The organism is Paenarthrobacter sp. TYUT067 (assembly GCF_023656375.1).
Lineage (GTDB): Bacteria > Actinomycetota > Actinomycetes > Actinomycetales > Micrococcaceae > Arthrobacter.
Genome location: NZ_JAMOIT010000012.1, coordinates 71,956 through 96,096 on the forward strand (window position 1 = coordinate 71,956; position 24,141 = coordinate 96,096).

The following is a 24,141-nucleotide window of genomic DNA, read 5'->3' on the forward strand; positions in this document are numbered from 1 at the left end:
CCATGGATACGCCAATCCAGACCCAGCATTTCGACGTTGTTGTGGTTGGAAGCGGCCCAGCCGGCTCCTCGACTGCTCGGACAATCATTGATGAACACCCTGAGCTGAGCGTATTGGTCGTCGAGGCCGGACCGAGGATCACCGAGCCCTCCGGACGGCACATCAAGACGCTCTCCGACCTGTCACAGCGGCAAGCCGCGCAACTTGCATCCCAAGGACCGGACCGCTTAAAGGCACCTGGTCCTCAAGCGTCAGCTGCGTCTCAGGTCGATGAACCCATGAGCCTCGTAGGCCGTCCCGGGACATTCCTCTTGGGTTCCTCGGCCGTTCAACCCGGAGAAGACGGTATGGCTGCTGCGGCGATGTCCAGCAATGTTGGCGGAATGGGCGCCCACTGGACGTGCGCCTGTCCGCCTCCCGGGGACGGTGAACGGGTCGACTTCATTCCAGCCGTAGACTTCGACGAAGCTCTGGGTAAGGCAAGGGAGTTGCTCTGTGTTACACAGGAGGCCTTTGCGGGCGCCCCTCTCAGCAAAGTAATCGCCGATACTCTCGCGGCGGATTTGAACCCTGGCCGGCCGTTGGACCGGCAGGTGCAACCAATGCCGCTTGCTGTCCGTATCAAGGCTGACGGCACCCGGTACTGGACGGGTCCCGACGTTATTCTTGGAGACTTGGCAGAAGGGCCGACTGACCGCTTCGAATTGCGCGCTTCCACCGCTGCCTTGCGAATCGTGCATCAGGATGGGGCGGCCAAGGCCGTTGAACTCCTCGACGTCGAAACGGGTCGCCGCTATGCGGTAGGGGCGACGGCCGTGGTTGTTGCTGCCGATGCACTGCGCTCACCGCAACTCCTTCACGCTTCTGGCATCCGCCCCAAGGCTTTGGGTCACTATCTTAACGACCAGCCTGAAGTGGTAGCTGGGGTTCGGCTGAGGAGTTCGATAGTCCCGGACGAGGTCAAGAACCGGGCCAAGGATCGGCAGCGGACGTCCATCGATCCTGTCGGCGGCGTCAACTGGGTGCCGTTTGATCAGCAGAGCTATCCATTTCACGGCCAAGTGATGCAAATGGATGCTTCTCCTGTCCAGTTGGTCCCTTCGGATGAGCTGTGGTCCGACTCGATAGTGGGTTTGGGGTGGTTCGCCTGCAAGGATCTCCAGTTCGATGATCGGGTGGAGTTCAGCGATATTGAGGTCGATCACCTTGGGCTGCCAGCCATCCGAATCCACTACAACCTGACTTCCAAGGACCATGCCACGATCGCTGCGATGTCAGCCGAGGTGCGTCGTTTGGCTGAGTTGTTGGGAGAGATGATCGACGAAGCCCCCATCGTCCTGCCCAACGGGAGCTCGCTGCATTACCAGGGGACCGTCAGGATGGGCGCGACCGATGACGGGAAGTCGGTCTGTGACACCGACGGTCAAGTCTGGGGTACGAAGAATATCTATGTTGCAGGCAACGGCGTTATCCCGACTCCCACCGCATGCAATCCCACGCTTACGGCTGCCGCATTGGCAGTCCGCACTGCCCGCCGTATTTGCCAGCGGGCCGATAAAGGATCACTAGTAAGGACAAACAATGCTGACTGAAGAAATCATCGAACCGGACACCTTTCAGGTGAGTGGGGATCGTGTCTCCGTTTCCGTGCGCATGCCTTGGTATCGAGGCCTGCCCTTATCCTCCATTGGCGGCATCGAATTCAGCATCGATGGGGCCGTGGTCCCGACCGAGACTCTGACCTTCACCGTGGAAGGGGAGACCTACACACTGGCGGAGCTCGCTGGGCGCTATGACAAGGCTTGGTACGTGTTGGACTCCGCCACAGTAGAAGGTGAACTTCCTGATCTGAGCGAGCTCAGTGCCGGTCCCGACCACGAGGTATCGGTGCTGCTCAATATTTACATCCCATACCTGACGGTCGCCGACGACGTGATGATGATCCGCGAACGCGATACGAAAACTCTGAAAATGAAGGAAATCGCATGAGCGCCACAACGAACCCGGGCACCCCTGTACAGGGCGTCACTCTGTACAGTTTCACCCGCCTGTTTCACTCCCGTCAGATCAGCTTCGAGGACCTCATCCGCAATGTGGCCAAGCGCGGTCTTGGTCCAGGCCTCGAAATTGTCGGGTTCCAGAGCATCAGGGAATTCCCCAATGTAGGCGACGACTTCATTCGGAGGTTCCGATCCATCATTGATGAGACCGGCCTGGTGCCGAGCGCATTCGGGGCCAACGCCGATGCCAACCTCCGCCGTGACCGCCCGCTCAGCAACGATGAACTGGTCGAGTACATGACCAAGCAGATCGTCGTCGCGAAGAAGCTGGGTTTCCCCGTAGTGCGTCTGCAGTATGCGCTTTCTCCTGATGACATGGAGCGCCTGCTGCCGATTGCCGAACGCGAAGGCGTGCGTCTTGGTATTGAAATCCACGCGCACCACTCGGTGAAGCATCCCGTGTTCCAGGCACACTTGGAGCGCTTCGAAAAGCTTGGATCGCCCTACCTCGGTTTCATTCCCGACTGGGGAGTCTCCATGTATCAGTTCCCGCGGACCCTCCTTGAGTCATACCGGAAGAAGGGAATCCCCGAGGTGGTCATAGCAATGGCCGAATCGCACTGGAATGAGGCCCACAAGCGTGGACAGCTGATCGACGATCACGCCATTCACGAAGAGATGGTCCAGTTTGCCGAGAAGGCCGCGCCACTGTGCGGCCAAGAAACGGCGTTCTCCATTGCCATCCAGGCCGTCGGCATGTTCGGGCACCAGTCTCCTCAGGCCTGGGCCGAGGTTCTGCCCTGGGCTGTGCACACCCACGGCAAGTTCTACGAGATTGACTCCACTGGCACAGAAACGTCCGTCCCCTTGCCGGAGATCATCAAGGAATACGTTGACGCGGGATACTCGAACGTCATCTCCAGCGAATACGAGGGCTTCCATTGGAACACGTGGGATGACCCCTTCGACCAGATCGCAGGTCAGCAGGCCGCCCTGCGCAAGGCAGCTTTGGCCGCGGGGTCGCGGTTGATCACTGATACTGAGGAGGCCCGAAAGCTGAGCGGAGTCACAGTATGACCAAACCTGTGACCCTGTTCACCGGCCAGTGGGCCGACCTCCCCTTCGAGGAAGTCGCCCGCCTTGCCTCGGGCTGGGGCTATGACGGCCTGGAAATTGCCGTCTCCGGAGACCACCTGGATGCCTGGCGCTGGGACGAACCCGGCTACGTCGAATCCAAACTTGCCGTGTTGGAGAAGTACAACCTGAAGGTCTGGGCCATCTCCAACCACCTCAAGGGCCAGGCCGTCTGCGATGACCCCATCGATTTCCGCCACGAAGCGATCGTCGGCTCGCGCGTGTGGGGCGACGGGGAGCCCGAAGGCGTCCGTCAACGTGCCGCCGAGGAAATGAAGCACACCGCGCGCCTGGCCAAGGCCCTGGGCGTGGACACCGTGGTTGGGTTCACCGGCTCCTCCATCTGGCAATACGTGGCCATGTTCCCGCCGGTCCCCGAAAAAGTCATCGAGGCCGGCTACCAGGACTTCGCCGACCGCTGGAACCCCATCCTGGACGTCTTTGACGAATGCGGCGTCCGTTTCGCCCACGAAGTCCACCCGTCCGAAATCGCCTACGACTACTGGACCACCGTCCGGACCCTCGAAGCGATCGGCCACCGCGAAGCGTTCGGCCTAAATTGGGACCCGTCCCACTTCATGTGGCAAGGCATCGACCCCGTGTCCTTCATCTGGGACTTCAAGGACCGGATCTACCACGTGGACTGCAAGGACACCAAGCTCCGCCCCACCGGCCGGAACACCGTTATGGGCTCCCACCTGCCCTGGGGCGAACCCCGCCGCGGCTGGGACTTCGTCTCCGCCGGACGCGGCGACGTGCCATGGGAGTCATCCTTCCGCGCCCTCACCGCCATCGGCTACGACGGACCCATCTCCGTGGAATGGGAAGACGCCGGCATGGACCGCCTCCACGGTGCCCCCGAAGCATTGGCGTTTACGCGGTCGCTTCTTTGGGAACAGCCGTCAGCGTCATTTGATGCAGCCTTCAGCCAGCAGGCCTGAGGGGCGGCCCCGGCTTTGCTGAAGATGACCACTCGGTTGCCAGAACTTCCAGACCGACTTATGGCTGGTGGTCGTACTGCGCTGCCGTGGAGCCTTGGCGAGGTCGCCCAACTCTTTCGGGATGGAAAGAGCCACAGCAAGGCGGATCTTATCGCCGCTACAGGCATGTCCCGATCGACCATTGAGGACCGGATTTCCAGGCTCTGCAGTGCCGGAATACTTGAGGACGTTGGCCCCCAGGCTTCCACGGGAGGAAGGCCAGCGTCCGGTTACAGCCTGTCCCGGGAGAGGCACGGAATCCTGGCTTTGATCCTGCACCAAACGAATGCACAGCTTGCGTTGGTGAGTGCCGCCGGACGGTTCCTCGGGCAATGGTACGGCGTGCTCGAACCCGGACAGAGCCGGATAGCTTTCCTAGCGGAGATCGAGCGTGCTGCCAACACCCTTCTAAGGGAACATGACTGGAACCGGGATGACGTCTGGGCTTTCGGGGTTGGTGCAGGGGCGCCGTGGGACCTCGGCGATGTCCGGAAATGGGCTTCTGGCTTCGCCCCCGCCGTCGTCGAAGAAGCAACCGGAGCAGCGGCGATCGCCGCTCTCGACGAGCGGCCCGGACATCGGGATCTTCTTTATGCCGATGTTGGCGCTGAATTGCAATGCACACTGATCCTTGACGGTCATGTCGTTCGGCGTCCGGGCGGCGGGAATCTGAGTACCGTGGTCGATGCTGCGGGGGAGAAAACACAATATGCTTCCATCGAGTCGGACGCACCGATCCTTTGGGACTTGGGCCGGCGACCCGGGGCATTGGACAGCTTCCCTGACAATCCGGACACGGAAGCTGCCCACAATGTGCTGGCCATGCGGCAGGCCCTGCGCGCATCACGCGATGCAGGGCGAGCCGTTGGACTGGTGCTGGCACCGATTATCAGTCTCTTCAATCTCACGGATGTAGCAGTCGGAGCAAGGAATGCCGAGCGTGAAGAGGTTCTTTTTGGCATCCGGGAGTCCCTCATGCAGTGCCTCCCAGCAGGCACGCTTGGGGTCCTATCTGTTGAAGCCACTCGCTCGAAGCCGCTTCACGGCATTACCGCGATGGCCCTTGACCTGGCGTTATCGGCCGATTGCATCAATGACCGGACCACGACCTAAGGAAATACCGTGAAATCACTAACCCGGAATCGTTTGCGGGTCGCAGTTATCGGCTACGGCCTTAGCGGACGCAGAATCCATGTCCCGTTGCTGAGAAGTGTCCCAGAGACGGATGTAACGGCCATCGTCGTCCGTTCCGAAGCAGGCCGTGCCGCGGCTGCACGAGAAAACCCAGGTACTGGGGTCTTTCCAGACATCGAGTCGATGGTAGCCGCAGGTGTCCTCCCGGACATTGCCATCGTAGCCACGCCGGACAGCACACACGCTGCACTCAGCGCGGAACTTCTCGACGCGGGAATAGGCGTCGTCGTGGATAAACCGCTGGCCACGACATCACTACAAGCCGAACACCTCAACCGGCAGGCAACAGAGAGCGGCTTGGTCTACACGTGCTTCCAGAACCGTCGGTGGGACAGTGACTTCCTCACAGTGGCAAAGCTCGTAACCGAGGGCAGCCTTGGAGAGGTCACAAGGTTTGAGAATGCCATTGCAAAGTGGATACCAACGGTTGGTTCAACCTGGCGGGACGCGGCAGCGGATGCAGAGTTGGACGGGGGACTGGCCGGTTTGGGAAGCCATCTGGTGGACCAGGCACTGTGCTTATTCGGACCGGTGGAATCGGTCTACGCCGAGGTTGATACTCGGCGTCCCGGCGCTCAAGCCAACGACGACACGTTCGTTGCCATGACCCATGTCAGTGGTGTGAGGACTCACCTTTGCATGAGCGCCCACACTTCCACCCCTGTACCGCGGTTCAGAGTGCAGGGCACGAAAGGGTCATTTGTAAAGAGCGGGTTCGACGTCCAGCAGGAGGCGTTGGTTTCACTCCTTCCGCCAAGCGGCGATGACTGGGGACTGGAAGACGACGCACATCGCGGCATCCTCACGGTGCAGGGAATCCAGTCCAGGATTTCAACCGAGCGCGGAGATTGGAAGATCTTCTACCGCCGTCTTGCTCAAGCACTCTTGGAAGGAACCGCCCTCCCCATTGTTCCGGAAGAGGTGATCCACGGGTTACGCATTCTAGAGGCCGCAGTCGAGTCCCACTCACGGAAGACTACGGTCTTCATTGACCAGATGGGGGCGGGTCAAAACTCCGCGGAGACTCTTGCCGTCCGGTCGGAGCATCTGGCGACCCGATAACTCTATTGGCAAGGCAACGAGGGGAGACAGTGGATAGCACCGTCTCTCCTCGCTGGCGTGCCGCGGCTTGGTCGCAGGAGTTTGGCCAATGTCGTTATCCCACCGTCGGCGCTGACTGACCATCCGCAGCAAAGAGGCAGTCCGCTGTCCTAGGTGGGATAGCGGACTGCCTCATGAGACCTAAGGCTAGAGGGCGGCGGTTGTGGCTTTCGGAGCGTTGGCGTTAGTGAGCACCTCGGCGACCCAGTCGGCAATAAATACAGATGCCATGGGCATATGGTCGATGCTGATGTGTTCGGTGCCGCCCTCGTCGTCGGTGAAGATCCGCAACTCACGTTTGGAGCTGTTGACGGCCTGCTCGTAGCTTTGGTGAGCGTACTTGACCGAGATTTGGCGGTCCCGGATGCCGTGGGTGATCAGGAATGGGACAGTGATCTTCTCAACGACTCCGTCGAGGGTGACCTTATCCGCGACGGCCATGAACTCCTCGATGTCGGTCTGTCCCCAAACCCACTTCACGTGGTCCCAATAGTGGGGGACCGGGTTCTCACCCTCCCGGTGGCGTCGACCGTGCTGGACTTCACCCCAGTTGTGGTTGGCGCCCCAGGCCACAACGAGCTTGAGTCGTTTCTCGAAGGCTGCAGCACGCGGGGCGAAGTAGCCGCCCAACGACCAGCCCACGATGCCGATCAGGCTGGCGTCGACGTCCGGTCGTGTTTCGAGGTAGTCCACACAGGCGGCCGCCCAATGTTCGGTGTCGTAGCGTGCAGTCAGACCACGCAACCGAAGTGCCTCGCCACTGCCCGGGGTGTCCACCATCAGTGTTGAGATGCCGCGCCGGGCCAGCTCGTGAGCGAAGCCGGAGTAGTACATCATCTCCTTGGTGCTATCGAGTCCGTTCCACTGGATCATCACAGGTGCTGGACGGCCGTCTGTTGGTTCGGCCTTAAGGAAGTAGGCAGGCAGCGAGGTGTCCTGGTAGGGAATTTCCACCCTGCTGAAGGCCGGATCCCGGTACTCGACGCTGCGCAATAGTAGATCGATGGACTTTTGGTAAGCCTCGTTTCGTCCGGACCAAGTTGGTGACTGCAATCGTTCGGCTTGCGAGACGTAGAGGCTGGCCCGGTAGAACTTATCGCCTGCTGCGATGGTCCGTCCAGCCGCTTCGTCTGCGTGAGCGGAAGCGATCAACTGGTCGGCGACGGCCACCCAAGCGGCGTACAGCTCTTCGGTTCCGGCGTCGTCGCCGTTCTTGGCTGCTTCGAGTACTGGCTTGCAAGCCCTGTCCACTTCGTCGATGAGGCCGCCGTTATTCAACGTGGCGACAACGCTCAGGCTCCAGACATAGTTGGTGGGAAAATATTCAAACACTTGCAGGCTCCGTAGGTTGATTGGCGGCTGCGGCCGCGGCGATGGTATCGGACATGTACTTGACCCCAGCGGAGGACGTAAAGCCGCCGTCCACTGGGATTTCGGCGCCGCACACATATGCTGCGGCGTCCGAAAGCAAGAAGGCGACGACAGCTGCGATCTCCTCGGGCTGGCCGGTGCGCTCGAGTGGGGTGAGGGCCAGTTGTGCGTTAGTCATCACCGTGGGTGCTGCAGCCATCATGGGCGTCTCAATGTAGCCCGGATGCACGATATTGGTGCGGATTCCAAGAGGCCCCAACTGTGTTGCAACGCAGTGAGTGAGCCCCCGAAGCCCCCACTTGCTGGCAGTGTAAGCAACCGTGTAATGGGCATTAAGTGCGGCTGAAGAACCGATATTGACGATGGATGCCCCGGCCGTCATCAACGGCGAAAGGGTCTGGATTCCGAGCATGGGGCCGGTTAGGTTAATGGCGATGACCCGGTTCCAATCTGTCTCCTCGACGTCGTTGATGCGGGCGCGGTGGGGGATGCCGGCGTTGTTCACCAGCCCGTGCAAGTCCTTGCCTCCTGTGCGTATCCACGCCGCGAGATCTTTCCAGCCAGCGCCTGAAGCGACATCCAAAGAGCGGTAGACAAGGGCGCCCTCGCTGCCTTCTTCTGCCGCCAGGAGTTGGGGGGCGGGGTCCTCTGCCAGGTCGGTGGCTATAACAGTGACTCCGTTAGCCAGGAGCAGGGCGACCTCAGCTTGGCCCTGTCCGCCGTTAGCGCCGGTGACGACGATGGTTTTTCCGGCCAGGTCCGGCAGGAGCATTGGTAGTTGCTTCGTCGTGGTCATAGCGGGCTTTCGTAGTCAAGGAGTTCGATCAGGTTTTTTTCAGGGCCCTCGACGAACGACATCCGGACGTGTTCTTCCGGTGCGCCTTGCGGGGCCATGATTTCGGATGCTTCGGCACGGACCAGGTCGCGGTGAAGCGCGTCGAGCTTGGTTACCCGGAGGCAGACGTGGCCAAAGCCGCGGGCCAGCACAGCCTCGGCGGGACTGCTAACGACAGGCCTGGCGGAGGACCCGGGCCGCTCCAGCAACTCCAGAACGAATCCGTTGCCGGACAGAAACGCCGCCCGGATGGGTCGTTCCTCAACACTGAATTCCTTGGTGACGTTCATGCCCAGGGCTTGTTCGTACGAATTGATCTGGGCATCCAAGTTCTCAACGCTGAGACCGATGTGATCAATTTTCAAGGCCACGTCGGATCTAGTCCTTCGGTCCGGCCAGCATCAGGCGTGATCGGACATCGTCAGGCAGAATTGATGTCAGTTCAGGGGTGAATTGGCCATCTACAAGTATGAAGGCAACCCGGGCCGTTGTTTCAGCACGGTTGACCCACGCATGGTCAGTGCCTCGCTGGACCACGATGTCTCCGGCCTTCAGCGTGACTTCACTGTCGTCCAGAACCAAGACGATCTCCCCGTCCAGAACGATTCCGTAGTCGACCGACTCTGTCCGGTGTATCGGAGACTGAAGCCCTTGCGCGTTAATTTTCCCAGGCCGGAACTCGTTAATCCGGATCTTGGTCCCGTTAGGTCCCGGGGGCACCCTGAGATCCCGGTTGGTGGGCTCGCTTGGTTCTTCGGGATAAAGCAATGCCGGGGTCTGGTCGGTTTGCCAGACCTCATAGAAAGAAACGCCGTCTTCGGGCAGGTCCCGATGAACCGGCACCGGACCGTCGGAAATGACCAGGGAAACGCCGTGGGAATCGTGGCCGGTTACAACCCGGCGGGGAATGTTGTTCATGGTGGTCCTCAGAGGGTCGTGTAGGAGCGGCTTATGCCGGGGCGGCGAGTCTGGAAAGCGTGTCCGCCATGAGTCCTGCGGGGTCTCCGTCAGCATCAGGGTGGATTTCCCAATCGGCCATCTGTAGCGATGCGTCCAGGACCAGTTTCACGCGCGGTTTTCGGCGTTCTTCGAATGCTGTCAGGTTGCTTTCGAGATCACCGTCCCGGGTGGCGTAGTCCGCCAGTAGGACAGCATCTTCGGTGCACATAGCGGCACCCTGAGCGATGAGGGGAGGGCATGCGTGCACGGCATCGCCGATCATAATGATTCGGCCCTTGTGCCACGGACCTTCGACCATCAGCCACTCGATCGGTGAGAAGTTCACGAACGTGGCTTCGGTAATACTGTCGCGGAGGTAGTCCCACGTTCCGTGATAGTCCTCAGCGAGCTTTCGAACCGTCTCGGCGGGCGTCCACCCGTCTTCCTGGCCCCCGGCTGGGTCGGTGAGAATGTAGGCATAACATTGCGTTTCCGAAATCGGCGCGTAGCCGGCTTTGTAAGCAGGCCCATGGTAGTAGACGGCCGCCGTGTTCATGGCCGGAGTTCGGCCCGTAACGACCCTCCAGATACCCATACCGGACGGCGCGGGCGTATCAGTGATGCCTAGAAGGGTCCGGGTGTACGATCGGATGCCATCGGCTCCGATGATGAGATCGAACTTTTCTGTCGACCCGTCGGAAAGCTGGGCTTCGATCGCACCGGGTTCCTCTGTAAAACCTGTCAGGCTCATTCCCAGGCGAAGGTCGACACCTGAGTCGTGAAGCTTGTTGACCAGGATCGTCTGCAAATCCGACCTCAGCGTGCCCATGGTGGATGGGAGTTCCTGTCCACCTGTCTTTGCAGTTTGGACTTTGACAAGCTCATGACCGTCTGCGTGACGGACTGAGACTGAATCGAAGGTGACGCCTTTGGCCATTACCTGCTCGGCGACCCCTATTTCCGACAAAGCCTTCAGCGCATTTCCTTGGACGGTAATGCCGTGTCCGACTCCAAAGTACTTCGAAGATTTTTCGACGAGGCTCACTTTGACGCCTCGTTGAGCAAGCGCGATTGCTGCCACCGTTCCGGTGATACCTCCACCGACGACCAGCACCTTTGCCACCGTCATTTTGATCCTTCCATTGCACAGCCACATCTGTTTGACATCACGCTAGTGAAGTGGTGAGTGTGCGGGAAATGGTCCCTGAGGATGGCACCTATTGCCCAGAGGCATGCAAGCGATAGGGGCTAGGACTCCTCGGCGGTCAGGAAGCCACGCAGCCAGCGGTGCCCCGGATCCGAGTCTTTGGACGCATGCCACCAAAGCGTTTCGACAATGGGAACAGGATCAAAAGGCGTGGGAAGCCCTACAGTTCCGGTCATTGGACCTAATCGGCTGACGAGCCTTGCAGGGACCAGCGCGACAAGCTCGGTACCAGCGATGATGGCCGGCAGGGGAAGCCACCCATTTGTCTTCACCCGCGGCAACCGGGCGAAGCCGAGCTGCAGCAAAACACGGTCGGCTGGCGTCTTGTGTCCCTGACCGAAGCCGGCGACTGCATGAGGCAGATCTGTGAAATCCTCCCAGCTGATGGTGTTGTCCCGTATGCGCTCGTTTTCCTGGTCAAGCAGGCACACGTATTCATCCGTGAAGAGCACATGGCTGCGGCCCTCAAAACCGCCGCCTGGAACAAGTACTGCAAAGTCATGGGAGAGGAGTTCCCGGTCCGTGTAGGACGGCACTTCAGGCAGGGGAAGTACCTCGATACGAACGCGGGGTGCGGCAAGTGTGGCAGCGGCAATTTTGTCCCGTAGTTCGACGGCGGGGTAGTCCGATGCCAAAATCGTGAACGTCCGGGTACTGCTCGCCGGATCGAAGACTTCCTCAATGCCCAGCGCCTGTTCCATCATCGCTACTGTTTGCCTCAGTTGCGGTAGCAGCAGACGCGCCTGCGGTGTCAGCTCGTAGTCCCGTCCAACACGAAGAAGCAATTCATCCTTGTAGTGCCGGCGCAGTCGGGCCAACGCTGAACTCATGGCGGGCTGGCCAATCCCCAGGCGCTCGGCGGCGCGGGAGACATTGGCTTCTTCCAGGAGTGCCAGCAGTGAGACCAACAAGTTTAGATCTCGGGCAGCAATCGACATTCAGTGCCTTCCTCTTTGATTTGGCATTGCCCTCATTGTGTCAATGCTAGGTATCGCAATCGAGTATTTCCCCGCTTCCCGGGCCGCGCATACGATCGAAAAAGAGTTGATCGGACGCGAGGACGCGCCGAAGAAAGATATGGAGACCACCAATGACGCAACGGCTCATCACCCACCTGAGGCATTTGGACCTCGCCGTCCCTGATCTGGATACAGCAGTCCGGTTCTATACGGAAGTGTGGGGACTGAACGCAGTAGTCAACGACGGAGAAGTTGTCTATCTTTCGGCATCGGGCTCCCCGGAATACTACATTCTTCGTCTCCGCAAAGCAGACAAACGCATCGACCTTGTCGCCTTCGGTGCCGCAACACCCGACGACGTCGACACGCTGGCCACGCAGCTGCGCAGCGCCGGCGTGCAATTGATTACCGAACCTGGGTCTCTGAAAACCCCCGGGGGTGGTTACGGCTTCCGCTTCTTCGACGGCGATGGGCGCACCCTAGAAGTGTCCGCCGACGTCGCCTTGCGGTACCACCGAAAGATCCAGGAACGTGAAGCAATCCCGATTCGGATTTCCCATGTCGTGGTTAACTCGCCCAACCCCGAGGCAACCCGAAAATGGTACGAGGACCACCTCCAATTCGCAGTCAGCGACATCCTTCACAGCGAGGAAATGGGAGACATGATGTACTTCATGCGGTGCAACGAACTGCACCACTCCTTCGCCATTGCGCGCGGCCCTCACGCTTCCCTGCATCACGTCTCCTTTGAAATGCGCGGCTTGGAGGAATGGATGCGTGGAACTGGCCGCGTCTTGCGGTCCGGCGCCCGCCTTGTTTGGGGTCCTGGCCGACACAATGCCGGTGACAACACGTTTTCTTACTTCCTGGACCCGATGGGCAACACCGTCGAATACACCACAGCACTCAGAAGCATCGATGAAGACAGTTGGCACCCCAGCATCATGGATATCAAGGACATCGACACGCAGGACCAGTGGGGGACAGCCAACCCCATGAACGAACTCGTTGCCCGCGAATCCTTCAACGACGTGGACCTCGGCCTCTATTCAGCCCCTCCCGTCTAGCCCACCCACTTCCGGACTCGATTCGACGTAGATTCGTGCCGGCACAGATCCTCAGGAGTACACGTGCGCATCCACCTTTCAGCCGACCATACCGGCTTCAATCTTGCACAGAGTCTTCTCGCCCGGCTTCGTGAGCGCGGCCATGAAGTTAATTATCATGGCCCCTCCGAATTTGACGATGGAGACGATTATCCGAAGTTCACCGTGGCCACCGGGCAGGCAGTCATCGCCGATGAAGACCTGGGCCAACCGTCCCTGGGCATCGTCGTCGGCGCCACTGGGATCGGGGAGCAAATCACGGCAAACAAAGTTAAAGGAATCCGGGCCGTCGTCGGCACGAACCCGGAGACGATCACAACGGCACGGGTTCATCATGACGCCAATGTCCTCACTTTGGGCGCATTGAGCACCTCAGCCGTGGATGCCCTGTCGCTTGTGGACGTCTTCCTCTCGGAAAAGTTCACTTTTGAAGATGCTGACGTTCGAAGAATCCTGCACACTGCAGAGTTTGAAAACTCGGGAACGATCGAGGGTTGGATGATCGACTCCTCGGCTCAACCCTCCGGATCCTGATCAAGGCTTCGGCCACCAAACCCACAAACGAAGGAAAAACAATGGCATTTGTCTGCAACGCAATCTGGACCGTAAAGCCGGGCAGCGAAGAAATCGTCCGCGAGGCGCTCGAGAGCCTTTCTCCGGCCACACGCACCGAGCCGGGCAATATCTACTACCAGTCCTACGTTGACCCGGAAGTTCCCAACGTATTCCGTATTTTCGAGGTCTACAAGGACGCGGATGCATTCGCGGCGCACGGCCAGTACGACCACTTCAAAGAGCACGCGCTCGGTAAGGCAATCCCAGAGCTCGAGACCCGCGTCCGTGAATTGTACGAAACCCTCGATTACTGATGCGTCTGGCCCGCTTCAGCGACGACGGCCCCGTGCAGCTCGGGGCCGTCGTCGGCGGTCACATACACCCGCTGATCGGGCAACCCGAGCTTTTGGAGATCCTTTGCCTCCCCAAAACCATGCGGGATGCCATTGAGGCGGAAGCTGTCGCCCGCGGCGGCAAACCAGTTGAGAACGTCACCTTGCTGGCTCCCTATCGACCAGGAGCGATGCGGGACTTCGTGGTCTTTGAAGAACACGTCGTTGGCGTATCGAAATCCGTAGCCGGGGTCGGGGGAGTGGCGGAAGCTTGGTATGAAGCCCCGGCATTTCTATTTATGAATCCCCACTCCCTTACAGGACCCAACGACGACATCCCAATGCCTCCCCTGACGAAGGCCTTGGACTTCGAGCTCGAAGTTGCCGCCATAGTTGGACGTACCGTTCGTGATGTCAACGCAGCAGAAGCCAGAGATCACATTGTCGGATATGCCGTTTTTAATGACTGGTCTGCCCGCGACATTCAGAAGCGGGAAATGCAGGTCTCACTAGGCCCGTCCAAAGGCAAGGATTTTGCCAACACCATGGGTCCATGGATCACCACCCCGGACGAACTTGATGATCACCGCTCCGGTGATCGGCTGAACCTGACCATGACGGTCAGCGTCAACGGTCACCACGTTGGTGGGGACAACCTCAAAAACATGGCTTGGTCCTTCGAAGAATTGCTGGTCCATGCGTCCCGCGACGCGTGGGTCGGGGCAGGGGATGTGCTTGCTACTGGAACATGTGCCAGTGGCGCACTGGCCGAGTTTTGGGGGCGTGCAGGTGTTCAGGATCCGCCGCCGCTGACGGTTGGCGATACCGTCACAATGACCGTCGAGGGATTGGGATCAATCTCGAACCGAATCATCGAACAGCGAAGCCCAGGCATCCAGGTCCCTGCAGCGCGGACTGACGGCAGCACCAGGAAGCACCACGAACCACAACCACGTGAGGAAGCAAGACAATGATGCTGGAGAGCGTAACCCGTGCGACCACATTGACCATGACCGATCCGAGCACAGGCGAAGAACTGAAGACCTACCCGTCGATCTCCCGGGACCGGTTGGACGGTGTTCTTGCGGCCGCCACGGCCGCGCAGCGCGATTGGCGGCGGACATCTGTTGCTGAACGGATTGAGCCGCTTCGCCGCCTTGCCGAGCTCCTGCGTACCGAAGCGGAACAACACGCGGAGATCATCAGCACGGAAATGGGCAAGCCCGTTAGTGAAGCCATAGCCGAAGTGCTTAAGTGCGCCACGGCGTGTGACTACTATGCCGATCATGCTGAGGAGTTTTTGGCCCCGAAGGCGGTAGAGACTAACGCCGAACGGTCCTACATCTCCTACGAGCCGATCGGCGTAGTCTTGGCGGTCATGCCGTGGAACTTCCCGTATTGGCAGGTCATCAGGTTCGCTGCACCTACACTCACTGCCGGTAACGGAGGATTGCTCAAGCACGCCTCAAACGTCACCGGATGCTCGCTGGCATTGCAGGACATCATTGAACGCGCAGGGTTCCCAAACGGGCTCTTTACTTCCCTCGTGCTTAGCGAGCACGCTCTGGTCAATGAGATCATCGCTGACCGGCGGGTCGCCGCAGTGACGCTTACGGGCAGTGAAGCAGCAGGCGCAAACGTCGCTGAGGCCGCTGGCCGGGCACTGAAGAAGACTGTTTTGGAGCTGGGCGGATCCGATCCATTCGTCATCCTTGGCGACGCGCCCATTCCTGCAGTGGTGCCAAACGCCGTCAAAGCAAGGTTCGGCAACGCCGGACAGAGCTGCCTCTGCGCAAAGCGCATCATCGTGGAAGAACCAGCAGCCGACGAATTCGAACGTCTGGTTGTCCCCGCGGTGGAGGCGCTCCAGGTGGGCTCACCATTGGACCCGGCAACCCAAATCGGACCATTGGCGAAGCCATCTTTTGTCGATGACATAGACCGACAGGTCCAGGACTCAATAGCCATGGGAGCTCGTTTGCTGACCGGCGGCAAGAGAATCCCCGGACCCGGTAACTACTACGCACCAACCGTTCTGGCCGACGTTACGCCGGACATGCCTGTCTTCAGGGAGGAGACCTTCGGCCCCGTTATGGCAATCATCCGGGCAGGATCGCCGGAACAGGCGGCAATCCATGCAGACGATACCCAATACGGGCTTGGCGCCAGTGTTTGGACCGCCGACGTTGCAAAGGGTTTGCGCCTCGGGGCGGACATCGAATCGGGCGCCCTGTTTGTCAACGGCGTTGTGGCGTCAGACCCCCGGTTGCCCTTTGGCGGGACCAAACTCAGCGGGTATGGACGAGAGCTCTCCGTGGAGGGTATGCGCGAATTCACCAATGTTCGTTCAGTCTGGACGGCTTCACTGTCCGTCGACTGACGGCGGTTGTGTTTCAACCGTGAACACGTATCAGCAACGTGTTCAGATAGGCTGAGCCGGAGATATCAGGAGGGGAGCCGGAAATTAAAGAACTGCGGCGCATCGATGCAAACATCTTGGTAGTTCTGGATGCTATTTTGACCGAGCAAAACCTTACCCGGGCGGGCGAGAAGATCGAGATGACCCAGCCTGCGGTCAGCAGGGCATTGACCAGGCTAAGGAGACAGTTCGACGACGAACTACTCACCAGGGTGGGCAGGGGCTTCACGCTGACAGAGAAGGGCGCAGCACTCCAACCCATCGTCAGGCAAACAGTCGTTGAAGTAACCCGCACTCTCGAAGTCCTGCCGTCGTTCGACCCGCTCTCAAGCACTCGCACATTTCTCATTTCTGCGTCGGACTTCGTCTTGGAAGAACTGACAAGTCCACTGTTTCGGCTCTTGTCCAGAGAAGCGCCGGGGGTTGCGGTGGAGTTTGATGCACTCCCGGCAGGTTCGACTGTGGCCCCATCAGAGCTGCTGAAAAGGGATGTCTTTATAGCTCGGGCAGGAAGTACAGTCCCTGGACGACGCCAGGAACTGTTCCGTGACACATTTGTGTGTGTCGTTGCCCGGGACAATCCTCGTCTTGAGGATGGCAAATTGACCTTGGACGACATCGCTACGATGCGCCACGTCATCGGAGCCTTCGGTGAGAACATCGCCACGCCCGCCACAATTATGCTGTCCGACGCTGGCATATCCCCTCGCACGAGCGTCGTTGTCCGCGGACTACTCCCGGTTCCCTTCATGGTCAGCGGGACCGGCATGATCGGAATCATTCCACGGAGGATGGCGGAGCGGTACATGGACCGCCTGGACCTCGTTATCGCGGAGACGCCGATGACGCCCGGGAACCTGGTCGAATCCGCTCACTGGCACCCCACCAACTCCGTGGACCCGGCACTCCAGTGGTTGGTCGCCATACTCCGACGTGCAGCGAGAAACAGCTAACGCACGTGTAGCGCCTGCCCGAACTCAACCTCTGACCGTTCTACCTGCTTGCCGCGCCCGCCCGGGACCCCAATCTCCCTGTTGTCCGGGGCCAATTCTTGTTTGGCAAGACGATGTTTTAGCCGGTCACCATCCAGAATGGCAGCACTTTGAAAGATTTCGAGGCACTCAGACCGTTCCTCGCCGCAGCCGCTAACGCGGTCATTCCTCCCGACGAAAACTCGCCTGGGGGCTGGGAAGGCGGAATTGAACGCTACCTGGCAGCCGCATGGAACACGGACCTCAGCTGGGCAAAACCGGCGCTCAATACCTTGGCAGTGGCATTCCAGGAGCTGCGCCGCGGCTCGGCTGAACAGGCCGCTACGGAGCACATCCTTTCTCAGCTCAGCGAGAACGAACGGACTGCTGCAGCCATAAAAACGTTGATCAGAATATGCCGTGAGGGCTACTACGGTGGAACGACTGCCCGTCCTCCTGCGGGCTGGAACCTGCTCAATTTCGACCCGTGGCCTTTCGCATCGACGCCGGGCCAAGAGTCGGGTCCGAATTCGACCTCTCTTCATCACCTTCGACAGTCGTACGACGTCGTCATCATCGGCTCCGGTCCTGGAGGCGGCGTGGCTGCGCGTGTTCTGGCGGAGTCAGGCGCTTCGGTGTTGCTGATCGAACGCTCCCGAGAGCATACTGATGCCGACCTCAGAGGTGACCACCTCCATGGGAAACGAATGGCACTTTATTCGCCGTTGGCCGGTCCGGGGATCGGAAATCCCCGCTCTGTGGTGGAACCAGACGGGCGTGAATGGACCGTCGATGGCGATTCCAGTGGTGATTCCTGGGGTCTGAATGCGATGGTCCTCGGTGGAGGGACGCGGTTGTGGCAGGGCATGGCTTGGCGGTTCCTGCCGGAAGACTTCTCAATGGCAAGTGACTATGGGGTACCCGCAGGCAGCAGCCTTGCCGACTGGCCGATCGGCTACTCCGAGATGTCGAGCGCTTATGCCTGGGCGGAACGCGAACTGGGCGTATCAGGTGCCACGGGCTCCCTCACCGCACGCATGCCTGGGCACCCTGGCTATCCCATGCCGCCACTCCAGGGCGACCCGACTCGGATCGTCCTGGGCGCTGCCGCGAACAGGCTCGGTTGGAAGCACGGCCCAATACCGTTCGCCATCAACAGCATTCCTCGTGCAGGCAGGCCAGCTTGTTCAGCCTGTCAGCAATGCATGGGACACAGTTGCCCTACGGGTGCGAAAAACGGCAGCCACAACACCTTCATCCCGGCAGCGCTAAAAACCGGAAATTGCGATCTCCTGACAGGTTCTCAGGCTGTAAGAATCATCCATTCCAATGGCCAGGCGACTGCAGTTGAGATCGTCACTGAATCGGATGGCGAAGACTCTCGATTCCAAATCGGCTGCGGTCGGGTGATGGTGGCTGCCGGATCCGTCGAGACGCCCCGTCTGCTCCTTGCATCAAACCTGGGCAACGAACACGTGGGACGGCATCTGCAGGGCCACGTCGTGACCCTGCAGGCCGGGATATCGCCCGCCCCAGTACCCACATTCCGGGGGCCGGGCCATTCGGTTGCGACCTTCGACTTCGTACATGACAGGAAGACCATCGGTGGAGGCGTACTGTTCGATGCCTTCGCGCCCTACCCGCTCCAGCTGGCGGAATGGGCGGACCACTTCGAAGCCCCGGCCTGGGGAGCGGGGCACAAAAATTGGCTTCGGGGCTCCGTCGGCCACATCCTCGGAACTATGTCCATGGGTCAGGAAGTGCCTCATCCCGGTTCCCGCGTCGAACTCGACCCGGTCCTGCGAGACCGCCGCGGTGTCCCGGCAGCACGAATTTATCGCACCACCCACCCGGAAACACTCCGAAATCGCGACTACCTCAATTCCCGAAGCCGGGATTGGTTGGACTCAGCGGGATGCTCCGAAATCGTCGACATCTTCAAGGAACTCCCCGGCCAAGTACCGGCGCAGCGTTCACCCGCTGGCGAACACTCAGCCGGCACGGTCCGAATGGGAACTGATCCGTCCTCATCAGCCGCGGATCCGGAAGGCCGGGTTTGGGGGACAGCCAACGTGTACGTCAGCGACGGGTCCCTTCATCCCACCAACGGATCGGTCAACCCCACGCTCACACTTATCGCCAATGCCTACCGCATCGCCGCTATCCTCACAAGGAACTGTTGAGCAGTTCCGTAGCGTCAGGCGCCTGCCAGATGCAGACGCAGTGTGGGCGTGTAAATCTGGGGACATGCTCAAGTCAGCGGCCATGGTGCAGACCAGCCGCGGCGGACGCAAGGTGAATGGGTCAAACGATGGCTGGGGGAGCGGTTGCCTGTTCGCCGAGTGCCTCGTTCGCGGGTGAACGCCAGCTCGTCCGGGTGGTTCCGAGAGATACACAACCTGCTTGGTGTAGAGGGCCTAGACCATGCTCGTGGCCTGTGAATCGTTGATTAGGTAATTGGCGACGGTCCGGGCGAAGAGGAGCTCGTGGCCCGCTTGGCGGGGGAGATCGATGCAGGGTGGCGCCGACTTCTTTGTTGTTGAGGGTGATGCAGACCAGGCTTTCCTGTGGCCAGCGTCGTGGTGGTTGTACCGGAAGCATCGTTGTACTTTCCGGCACGGATGCTCAGCGGTGCTGCTGGCGCCGCCCACGCCGAGGGCTACCGGGTGGATGTAGTGGCTATGGAAGGCACGGCCGAAGCCCGTGCCCTTCAACTGAAGACCTTGCTCGCGGGTGAGGACATTGCCGGCATCTTATCGTTTGTGCCACGGCCCAAGTCAGCGGTCCTGGATTCCGGTGTTCCGCTGGTCGTGGCTGGCGAGTACGACAACAAGATGCGCGCCCGCGGCAGCTTGGCCGATGGCACGGCCGCTGGAAAAATCGTGGAATATCTGGCCTCTCTGGGCCACCGGAACTTCTTCCACGTTGCCGGACCGTCTGCATGGCCCTCCGCCCGAAACCGCAAAGCCGCCTATCAGGAAGCCATTGCCGAACTAGGCCTGAACTCGGTGGGGATCGCCCCCGGTGATTGGTCTCCTGGCTCAGGCTATGCGGCCGGAAAGAAGATCGCTGCACTCAGCGAGGTCACTGCGGTGGTGGCCGCAAACGACCAGATGGCCATCGGTGTTATTCGCGCCCTCCACGAGCACGGAATCTCCGTCCCGCGCGACGTCAGCGTGTTTGGTTGGGACGACATGGCCGAATCGTCGTACCTGGTGCCGTCGCTTTCTTCTGTGCATATGGATCTTGAAGCGTTGGGTACACGTGCCATGCGCGAACTTGTTGCAAGAATTCGCGGGACGCAGGCAACGCCCGAAGCGCTGATTCTTGACCCGATGGAGCTCATTGTTCGGGAGTCGGTGGGACCGGTCCGTGGGGCCTAACGTTATTGGACTTCCTTGTACAACGGTCCTCGCTTGCGGGCAACGTCTGGCCACTGCGTCCGGAACAGCGTGAGTGTCGTCCTGCGCGGCGGGCACGGTATGCGGATGGAAGTCCGCCCGGAATTGGGCGGGCGCATCACCAGCCTGACCACCGGTGACGGTTTCGAGTGGCTCCTGCCCTCCACCGATGCTGACCGGCCCGGGTACGGTGCCCCCTTCCTCCGGCCCGGCATGGGCGGATGGGACGAGGTGTGCCCTTCTGTTTCGGCAGACGTCCTGGAAGGCGGGCGGCTGGTACCCGATCACGGTGATGTCTGGAACATCCCGTGGGATGTTAAAGCCGGGTCTTCTGATCACCTCACACTACAAACAGACCTCGTCAGCGTCCCGGTCAAACTTCAACGAACCATTTCACGAAGCCAAACGGGGTTCACTTTCTCATACACCGCAGCAACACGGGCAGCAGGGCTGCATCCTGTTTTGTGGTGCGCTCATCCGCAATTCTTCGCCGACAAGCGCACCATTGTTCGCGCCCATCCCGAAGAGCCCTTAGCGGCCCTGGGCTTGGTTGAGGAGTACCCAGAGAAGGGGCGACATCATCACTTCCCGCTCCGCCCGCTCTTGAATGAGCTCAAAAAGGGCACATCGTTTAAGGCATTCGTGCCGCCCGATGTCCACATCAGCGCCGCGACCATCACGCAAGGCGGGGGCTCGAGGCTGCGCATCGGATGGTCAGCCGATGAGTTGCCGTACCTCGGCCTCTTTTGGGACAACGGGGAGTTCGCATCCCAGCCAGCATTGGCGGTGGAACCGAGCACAGGCTTCGGCGACAGCTTGAGCGCCGCAGCAGCAGAGGGCCTGGTGCTCAGCGTCAGTGCAGATCAGGACTTGAGCTGGAAGATCCATCTCTCCGGCTGAGTCGGTGGGGGAGTAGACCGCCACCCCCGACTCCTTACGGGCTCGTCTACAAGCTGTATCCGGGGTCCCTGTGGCACGCACGGGACCGCCCCATCGCCGTGAGGAGTCACGGCGATGGGGCGGTCGTCTTGCTTGTCCTTGGGTAGGTTTCTTACTTGCCGAAGTTGTGCGTCCAGATGGCAGTCGCACCTTCTGCGATTGCCAGGAACGGTTTGGGAACTGCGGCGACCGTTACGTCCGAACCGGGTGCTTTATGCCCACCCGTTCCGACTTTCTCGCCGTTGATGTAATAGTCGACGTCGGCACTCGGCGGTATCACGATGAGGCCGCTCGGGTCGATGAACTTCGGCCCCTTTGGTGTGACCGGTTTGGTGAGGATAGGCACCTTGGACCAGTCAGTGTCGCTCGCCAGGTAGAAGCCCACTTGGCTGGGGTAGTTGTAAACGGTGTTCTGGCGGGCGATCTCTGCGCGATATTGCTTGTCATGCATAAGGGTAGTGAGCTTATGCGTTGTCACCTCGGTGCTCGTGTAGATGCGCATCTTCGTCGAGTCCTTGGTGTGGATGAGGAGTTCTTCCCGCCAGTCGCCGAGGATGTCCGCGACGAGGGGCGGGTTGCCGGAGGTATCCTCTTCGGTCAGCAACGTTCCTCGTTCCCAGTCGACGATGCGTTTTGCACCGTCCCGATTTCCGGAGATTGTCTGGGTGGTGGGTTCAGCGGCGAAGTGAATGGTCGCATCCACCAGATCTGGCTTTTTGGTCGAGAGGATCTCACCTTTTGCGCTGAGCAGGCCACTGGCCGTTGTTCCAGCCGGCATGGAAGCCCACACCTCAAGGCCAGGTACGTCCGTCCGCACATCTCCGACCAACCCGTTGCCGGTGTCTTTGCCGGAGTAGGCTCCGAACAGCACTTCACCGGTAGCAGCGTCTCGCATCGCGGTGCCGTAGGGCGCGTTGCGGGCGCTCTCATGGACACTGAAAATTTCCAGTCCCGGGCGGCTAGGATCAATGTCGGTGACGTACATGCCGTCACCGTGGCCAAGTTTGGCGGTAGTTCCCGGTGCGGCGCTTCCTTCGGGCAATGTGGCGTAGGAGCTGTAAAGAACGCTCCCGTCGTCATCAAGGGTGGCGGAGCCGTAGACGATCTCGTGCTTGCCGTCCCCGTCGACATCTGCCGCGCTCAGCGAATGGAAGCCCTGCGAGGACATGCTGCCCCACTGAGGATCGGTTCCCTCCCGACCGTGGGGTGTGTCATTGAACGGATTCGTCAAGGGCACGTGGCCACTGTCGACGAACCAGCGCTCCTTGAGCGACTTGCCGTCCCAGTCGTACGTCACCATGGTCATTCGAGTGTAGTAACCGCGGGCGAAGACAGCCGACGGGCGTTTGCCGTCCAGGTAAGCGACGCCGGCGATGAAGCGGTCAACACGGTTGCCGGGCTCGATGACACCGTAGGCGTAGTCGCCCCACAGCAGGCCATCGTCACCGCGCCCTGGCTTGTAAGGGATGGTCTGCAGTTCCTTGCCTGTGGCGCTGTCGAACACCGTCAGGTACTCGGGACCGTCGAGGATGAAGCCTTCGAATTGGCGCAATAGGTTCCGCGGGCTGCGGGATGGTGCGTAGACGTCGATGAAGTAGTCGGTCAGCTCGGTGGCGCTCTGCTCGGAGAGCGGGTAGTCGTGGGTCACCGGAATGCCGAGTGCCTCCTCAACGGTGCCTGGCCAATTTCCGGCCTTCACTTCCGGGTGCTCGCTCCAGCCTTGGAGCATGGCCACCAGGTGGGCGTGGTATCCCTCTGCGCTGAGTCGGTAATCGTCGGTGTGTGCGTAACCAGCGTCGATGTCGGACTTGGGCATCGTGACGTACCCCTGGTTGGCTACGGTGCCGTCGGCGTTGTAGCCGGTGGACTTCGTGCCCGGGGCAGTTTTCAACATGGTTTCGGAGCGGCCGTCGCCGTCGAAGTCGTAAACCATGAACTGTGTGTAATGCTGTCCGGCCCGGATGTTCGGGCCGAGGTCGAGGCGGTTAAGCAGCGTCCCGTCCAGTTCGTAAGTGTCGACGTAAACGGTGCCGGTGTAGCCCTTCTGCGAGACGTCCTTTTGGTTGGTCGGGTTCCAGAGGACCACGAGCTCGTAGGCGCCGTCGCCGTCTACGTCAGCCGCTGAGGCGTCGAAGGCCTCGTAGCTGAAAGCTTCTCCTCGCGGAGTAATTCCGTCGGCGGGTTTCTGCAGCGGTACGTCGTGGTGGCCGTCCTGCCAGGCAGTGACTGGAGCGCTCGCATCAAGCTCGACGCCGGACACCACCGGCGCCACCGAGTAGCTGGAAGTGGGGGAACCGGTGGGATCAGCGAAGTTAGTGCTGTCGGTGACGGTTCCAATTGACTTACCGTCCCGGTAAACGGTGAAGTCAGGACCTGAGAGGCCGGTCTCCGTAGCTCCCGTGGCTTCCGAACCGAGCAGTCGCCAGCTGAGGAACACGCCTTCGTCGGTGCTCACAGCCACCAGGCCGCGATCCAGCTGTTCAAGCTGGAAGGGCGCGCCAGTGGCTGCAGGGCCACGGGCACCCGAGCCTGTTACTGAAGCGACTCCGGGGGCGGGAGGGGGAGCGGCCACGGCGGGTTGGACCAAGGCGGCGAGCATCACCCCCGCAGTCATAATGGCAGGAAAAAGTTTTCGGGCACGATTCATCGTCGAATCCTTCTTGTGGGATTTCGTGGGGATAGCGATTGCCGAAGTGGC

General features: G+C 60.3%; 22 protein-coding genes. 15 read left to right on the forward strand and 7 right to left on the reverse strand.

Going from position 1 to position 24,141, the window contains the following annotated elements; translation table 11 throughout:
• Window positions 1–2: 2 nt before the first annotated feature.
• The 6 genes from MOD31_RS12410 to MOD31_RS12435 all read left to right on the forward strand — a co-directional run bounded on the left by MOD31_RS12410 (window position 3) and on the right by MOD31_RS12435 (window position 6,370).
• Window positions 3–1,592, forward strand: a complete 1,590-nt coding sequence (locus MOD31_RS12410) for a GMC oxidoreductase (RefSeq protein WP_250820773.1) — start codon at window positions 3–5, stop codon at window positions 1,590–1,592.
• Complete coding sequence (locus MOD31_RS12415; RefSeq protein ID WP_250820774.1) at window positions 1,582–1,989, forward strand: DUF6379 domain-containing protein; 408 nt, start codon at window positions 1,582–1,584, stop codon at window positions 1,987–1,989. The genes MOD31_RS12410 and MOD31_RS12415 overlap by 11 nt, the downstream gene beginning before the upstream one ends.
• Complete coding sequence (locus MOD31_RS12420; protein WP_250820775.1) at window positions 1,986–3,077, forward strand: sugar phosphate isomerase/epimerase; 1,092 nt, start codon at window positions 1,986–1,988, stop codon at window positions 3,075–3,077. The genes MOD31_RS12415 and MOD31_RS12420 overlap by 4 nt, the downstream gene beginning before the upstream one ends.
• Window positions 3,074–4,075, forward strand: coding sequence for a sugar phosphate isomerase/epimerase (locus MOD31_RS12425; protein ID WP_250820776.1), 1,002 nt, complete (start codon window positions 3,074–3,076; stop codon window positions 4,073–4,075). The genes MOD31_RS12420 and MOD31_RS12425 overlap by 4 nt, the downstream gene beginning before the upstream one ends.
• Before the next feature lie 165 nt (window positions 4,076–4,240).
• A complete protein-coding gene (locus tag MOD31_RS12430) occupies window positions 4,241–5,227 on the forward strand; it encodes a hypothetical protein (RefSeq protein ID WP_250820777.1) in 987 nt (328 codons plus the stop codon).
• Window positions 5,228–5,236: 9 nt separating this feature from the next.
• Window positions 5,237–6,370, forward strand: a complete 1,134-nt coding sequence (locus tag MOD31_RS12435; RefSeq protein ID WP_250820778.1) for a Gfo/Idh/MocA family oxidoreductase — start codon at window positions 5,237–5,239, stop codon at window positions 6,368–6,370.
• 186 nt (window positions 6,371–6,556) lie between these two features.
• Here MOD31_RS12435 and MOD31_RS12440 read toward each other — a convergent pair whose 3' ends face one another.
• From MOD31_RS12440 to MOD31_RS12465, 6 genes are all read right to left on the reverse strand, one after another.
• Window positions 6,557–7,741 carry an alpha/beta hydrolase gene (locus MOD31_RS12440; protein WP_250820779.1) on the reverse strand — a complete coding sequence of 395 codons (1,185 nt, stop codon included), beginning with the start codon at window positions 7,739–7,741 and terminating at the stop codon, window positions 6,557–6,559.
• Window positions 7,734–8,576, reverse strand: coding sequence for an SDR family NAD(P)-dependent oxidoreductase (locus MOD31_RS12445; protein ID WP_250820780.1), 843 nt, complete (start codon window positions 8,574–8,576; stop codon window positions 7,734–7,736). Before MOD31_RS12445 ends, MOD31_RS12440 begins: the two co-directional genes overlap by 8 nt.
• Window positions 8,573–8,986 (reverse strand): VOC family protein, encoded by a 414-nt coding sequence (locus MOD31_RS12450; protein ID WP_250820781.1) that lies wholly within the window; start codon window positions 8,984–8,986, stop codon window positions 8,573–8,575. The genes MOD31_RS12445 and MOD31_RS12450 overlap by 4 nt, the downstream gene beginning before the upstream one ends.
• A gap of 7 nt (window positions 8,987–8,993) precedes the next feature.
• Window positions 8,994–9,533 carry a cupin domain-containing protein gene (locus MOD31_RS12455; protein WP_250820782.1) on the reverse strand — a complete coding sequence of 180 codons (540 nt, stop codon included), beginning with the start codon at window positions 9,531–9,533 and terminating at the stop codon, window positions 8,994–8,996.
• Between the two features lie 31 nt (window positions 9,534–9,564).
• Window positions 9,565–10,683: an FAD-dependent monooxygenase gene (locus MOD31_RS12460; protein WP_250820783.1), complete on the reverse strand. Its 1,119-nt coding sequence runs from the start codon at window positions 10,681–10,683 to the stop codon at window positions 9,565–9,567.
• 119 nt (window positions 10,684–10,802) lie between these two features.
• Window positions 10,803–11,699, reverse strand: coding sequence for a LysR family transcriptional regulator (locus MOD31_RS12465; protein ID WP_250820784.1), 897 nt, complete (start codon window positions 11,697–11,699; stop codon window positions 10,803–10,805).
• Window positions 11,700–11,851: 152 nt separating this feature from the next.
• Between MOD31_RS12465 and MOD31_RS12470 the strand changes: the two genes are divergently transcribed.
• The 9 genes from MOD31_RS12470 to MOD31_RS12510 all read left to right on the forward strand — a co-directional run bounded on the left by MOD31_RS12470 (window position 11,852) and on the right by MOD31_RS12510 (window position 21,404).
• Window positions 11,852–12,787, forward strand: a complete 936-nt coding sequence (locus MOD31_RS12470) for a VOC family protein (protein WP_250820785.1) — start codon at window positions 11,852–11,854, stop codon at window positions 12,785–12,787.
• A gap of 63 nt (window positions 12,788–12,850) precedes the next feature.
• Window positions 12,851–13,360 carry an RpiB/LacA/LacB family sugar-phosphate isomerase gene (locus tag MOD31_RS12475; protein WP_250820786.1) on the forward strand — a complete coding sequence of 170 codons (510 nt, stop codon included), beginning with the start codon at window positions 12,851–12,853 and terminating at the stop codon, window positions 13,358–13,360.
• Between the two features lie 41 nt (window positions 13,361–13,401).
• Window positions 13,402–13,695 carry a putative quinol monooxygenase gene (locus MOD31_RS12480; RefSeq protein WP_250820787.1) on the forward strand — a complete coding sequence of 98 codons (294 nt, stop codon included), beginning with the start codon at window positions 13,402–13,404 and terminating at the stop codon, window positions 13,693–13,695.
• Window positions 13,695–14,687, forward strand: coding sequence for a fumarylacetoacetate hydrolase family protein (locus MOD31_RS12485; RefSeq protein ID WP_250820788.1), 993 nt, complete (start codon window positions 13,695–13,697; stop codon window positions 14,685–14,687). The genes MOD31_RS12480 and MOD31_RS12485 overlap by 1 nt, the downstream gene beginning before the upstream one ends.
• A complete protein-coding gene (locus MOD31_RS12490; RefSeq protein WP_250820789.1) occupies window positions 14,684–16,093 on the forward strand; it encodes an NAD-dependent succinate-semialdehyde dehydrogenase in 1,410 nt (469 codons plus the stop codon). Before MOD31_RS12485 ends, MOD31_RS12490 begins: the two co-directional genes overlap by 4 nt.
• A 116-nt stretch (window positions 16,094–16,209) precedes the next feature.
• A complete protein-coding gene (locus MOD31_RS12495) occupies window positions 16,210–17,085 on the forward strand; it encodes a LysR family transcriptional regulator (RefSeq protein ID WP_284705390.1) in 876 nt (291 codons plus the stop codon).
• A gap of 149 nt (window positions 17,086–17,234) precedes the next feature.
• Entirely contained in the window at window positions 17,235–19,286 is a 2,052-nt protein-coding gene (locus tag MOD31_RS12500; RefSeq protein WP_250820791.1) for a GMC family oxidoreductase, read from the forward strand.
• A gap of 384 nt (window positions 19,287–19,670) precedes the next feature.
• A complete protein-coding gene (locus MOD31_RS12505) occupies window positions 19,671–20,486 on the forward strand; it encodes a substrate-binding domain-containing protein (protein WP_250820792.1) in 816 nt (271 codons plus the stop codon).
• Between the two features lie 69 nt (window positions 20,487–20,555).
• On the forward strand, window positions 20,556–21,404 hold the full coding sequence (locus MOD31_RS12510) for a hypothetical protein (protein WP_144653065.1): 849 nt from the start codon (window positions 20,556–20,558) through the stop codon (window positions 21,402–21,404).
• 151 nt (window positions 21,405–21,555) lie between these two features.
• Here MOD31_RS12510 and MOD31_RS12515 read toward each other — a convergent pair whose 3' ends face one another.
• Window positions 21,556–24,090, reverse strand: a complete 2,535-nt coding sequence (locus tag MOD31_RS12515) for a rhamnogalacturonan lyase (RefSeq protein WP_144653066.1) — start codon at window positions 24,088–24,090, stop codon at window positions 21,556–21,558.
• Window positions 24,091–24,141: the final 51 nt, after the last annotated feature.

Bases quoted from the DNA above. Each gene is read 5' to 3' on its own strand.
- MOD31_RS12410 (WP_250820773.1), top strand. From the start codon at position 3: ATGGATACGCCAATCCAGACCCAGCATTTCGACGTTGTTGTGGTTGGA.
- MOD31_RS12415 (WP_250820774.1), top strand. From the start codon at position 1,582: ATGCTGACTGAAGAAATCATCGAACCGGACACCTTTCAGGTGAGTGGG.
- MOD31_RS12420 (WP_250820775.1), top strand. From the start codon at position 1,986: ATGAGCGCCACAACGAACCCGGGCACCCCTGTACAGGGCGTCACTCTG.
- MOD31_RS12425 (WP_250820776.1), top strand. From the start codon at position 3,074: ATGACCAAACCTGTGACCCTGTTCACCGGCCAGTGGGCCGACCTCCCC.
- MOD31_RS12430 (WP_250820777.1), top strand. From the start codon at position 4,241: ATGTCCCGATCGACCATTGAGGACCGGATTTCCAGGCTCTGCAGTGCC.
- MOD31_RS12445 (WP_250820780.1), bottom strand. From the start codon at position 8,576: ATGACCACGACGAAGCAACTACCAATGCTCCTGCCGGACCTGGCCGGA.
- MOD31_RS12455 (WP_250820782.1), bottom strand. From the start codon at position 9,533: ATGAACAACATTCCCCGCCGGGTTGTAACCGGCCACGATTCCCACGGC.
- MOD31_RS12460 (WP_250820783.1), bottom strand. From the start codon at position 10,683: ATGACGGTGGCAAAGGTGCTGGTCGTCGGTGGAGGTATCACCGGAACG.
- MOD31_RS12465 (WP_250820784.1), bottom strand. From the start codon at position 11,699: ATGTCGATTGCTGCCCGAGATCTAAACTTGTTGGTCTCACTGCTGGCA.
- MOD31_RS12470 (WP_250820785.1), top strand. From the start codon at position 11,852: ATGACGCAACGGCTCATCACCCACCTGAGGCATTTGGACCTCGCCGTC.
- MOD31_RS12480 (WP_250820787.1), top strand. From the start codon at position 13,402: ATGGCATTTGTCTGCAACGCAATCTGGACCGTAAAGCCGGGCAGCGAA.
- MOD31_RS12485 (WP_250820788.1), top strand. From the start codon at position 13,695: ATGCGTCTGGCCCGCTTCAGCGACGACGGCCCCGTGCAGCTCGGGGCC.
- MOD31_RS12490 (WP_250820789.1), top strand. From the start codon at position 14,684: ATGATGCTGGAGAGCGTAACCCGTGCGACCACATTGACCATGACCGAT.
- MOD31_RS12515 (WP_144653066.1), bottom strand. From the start codon at position 24,090: ATGAATCGTGCCCGAAAACTTTTTCCTGCCATTATGACTGCGGGGGTG.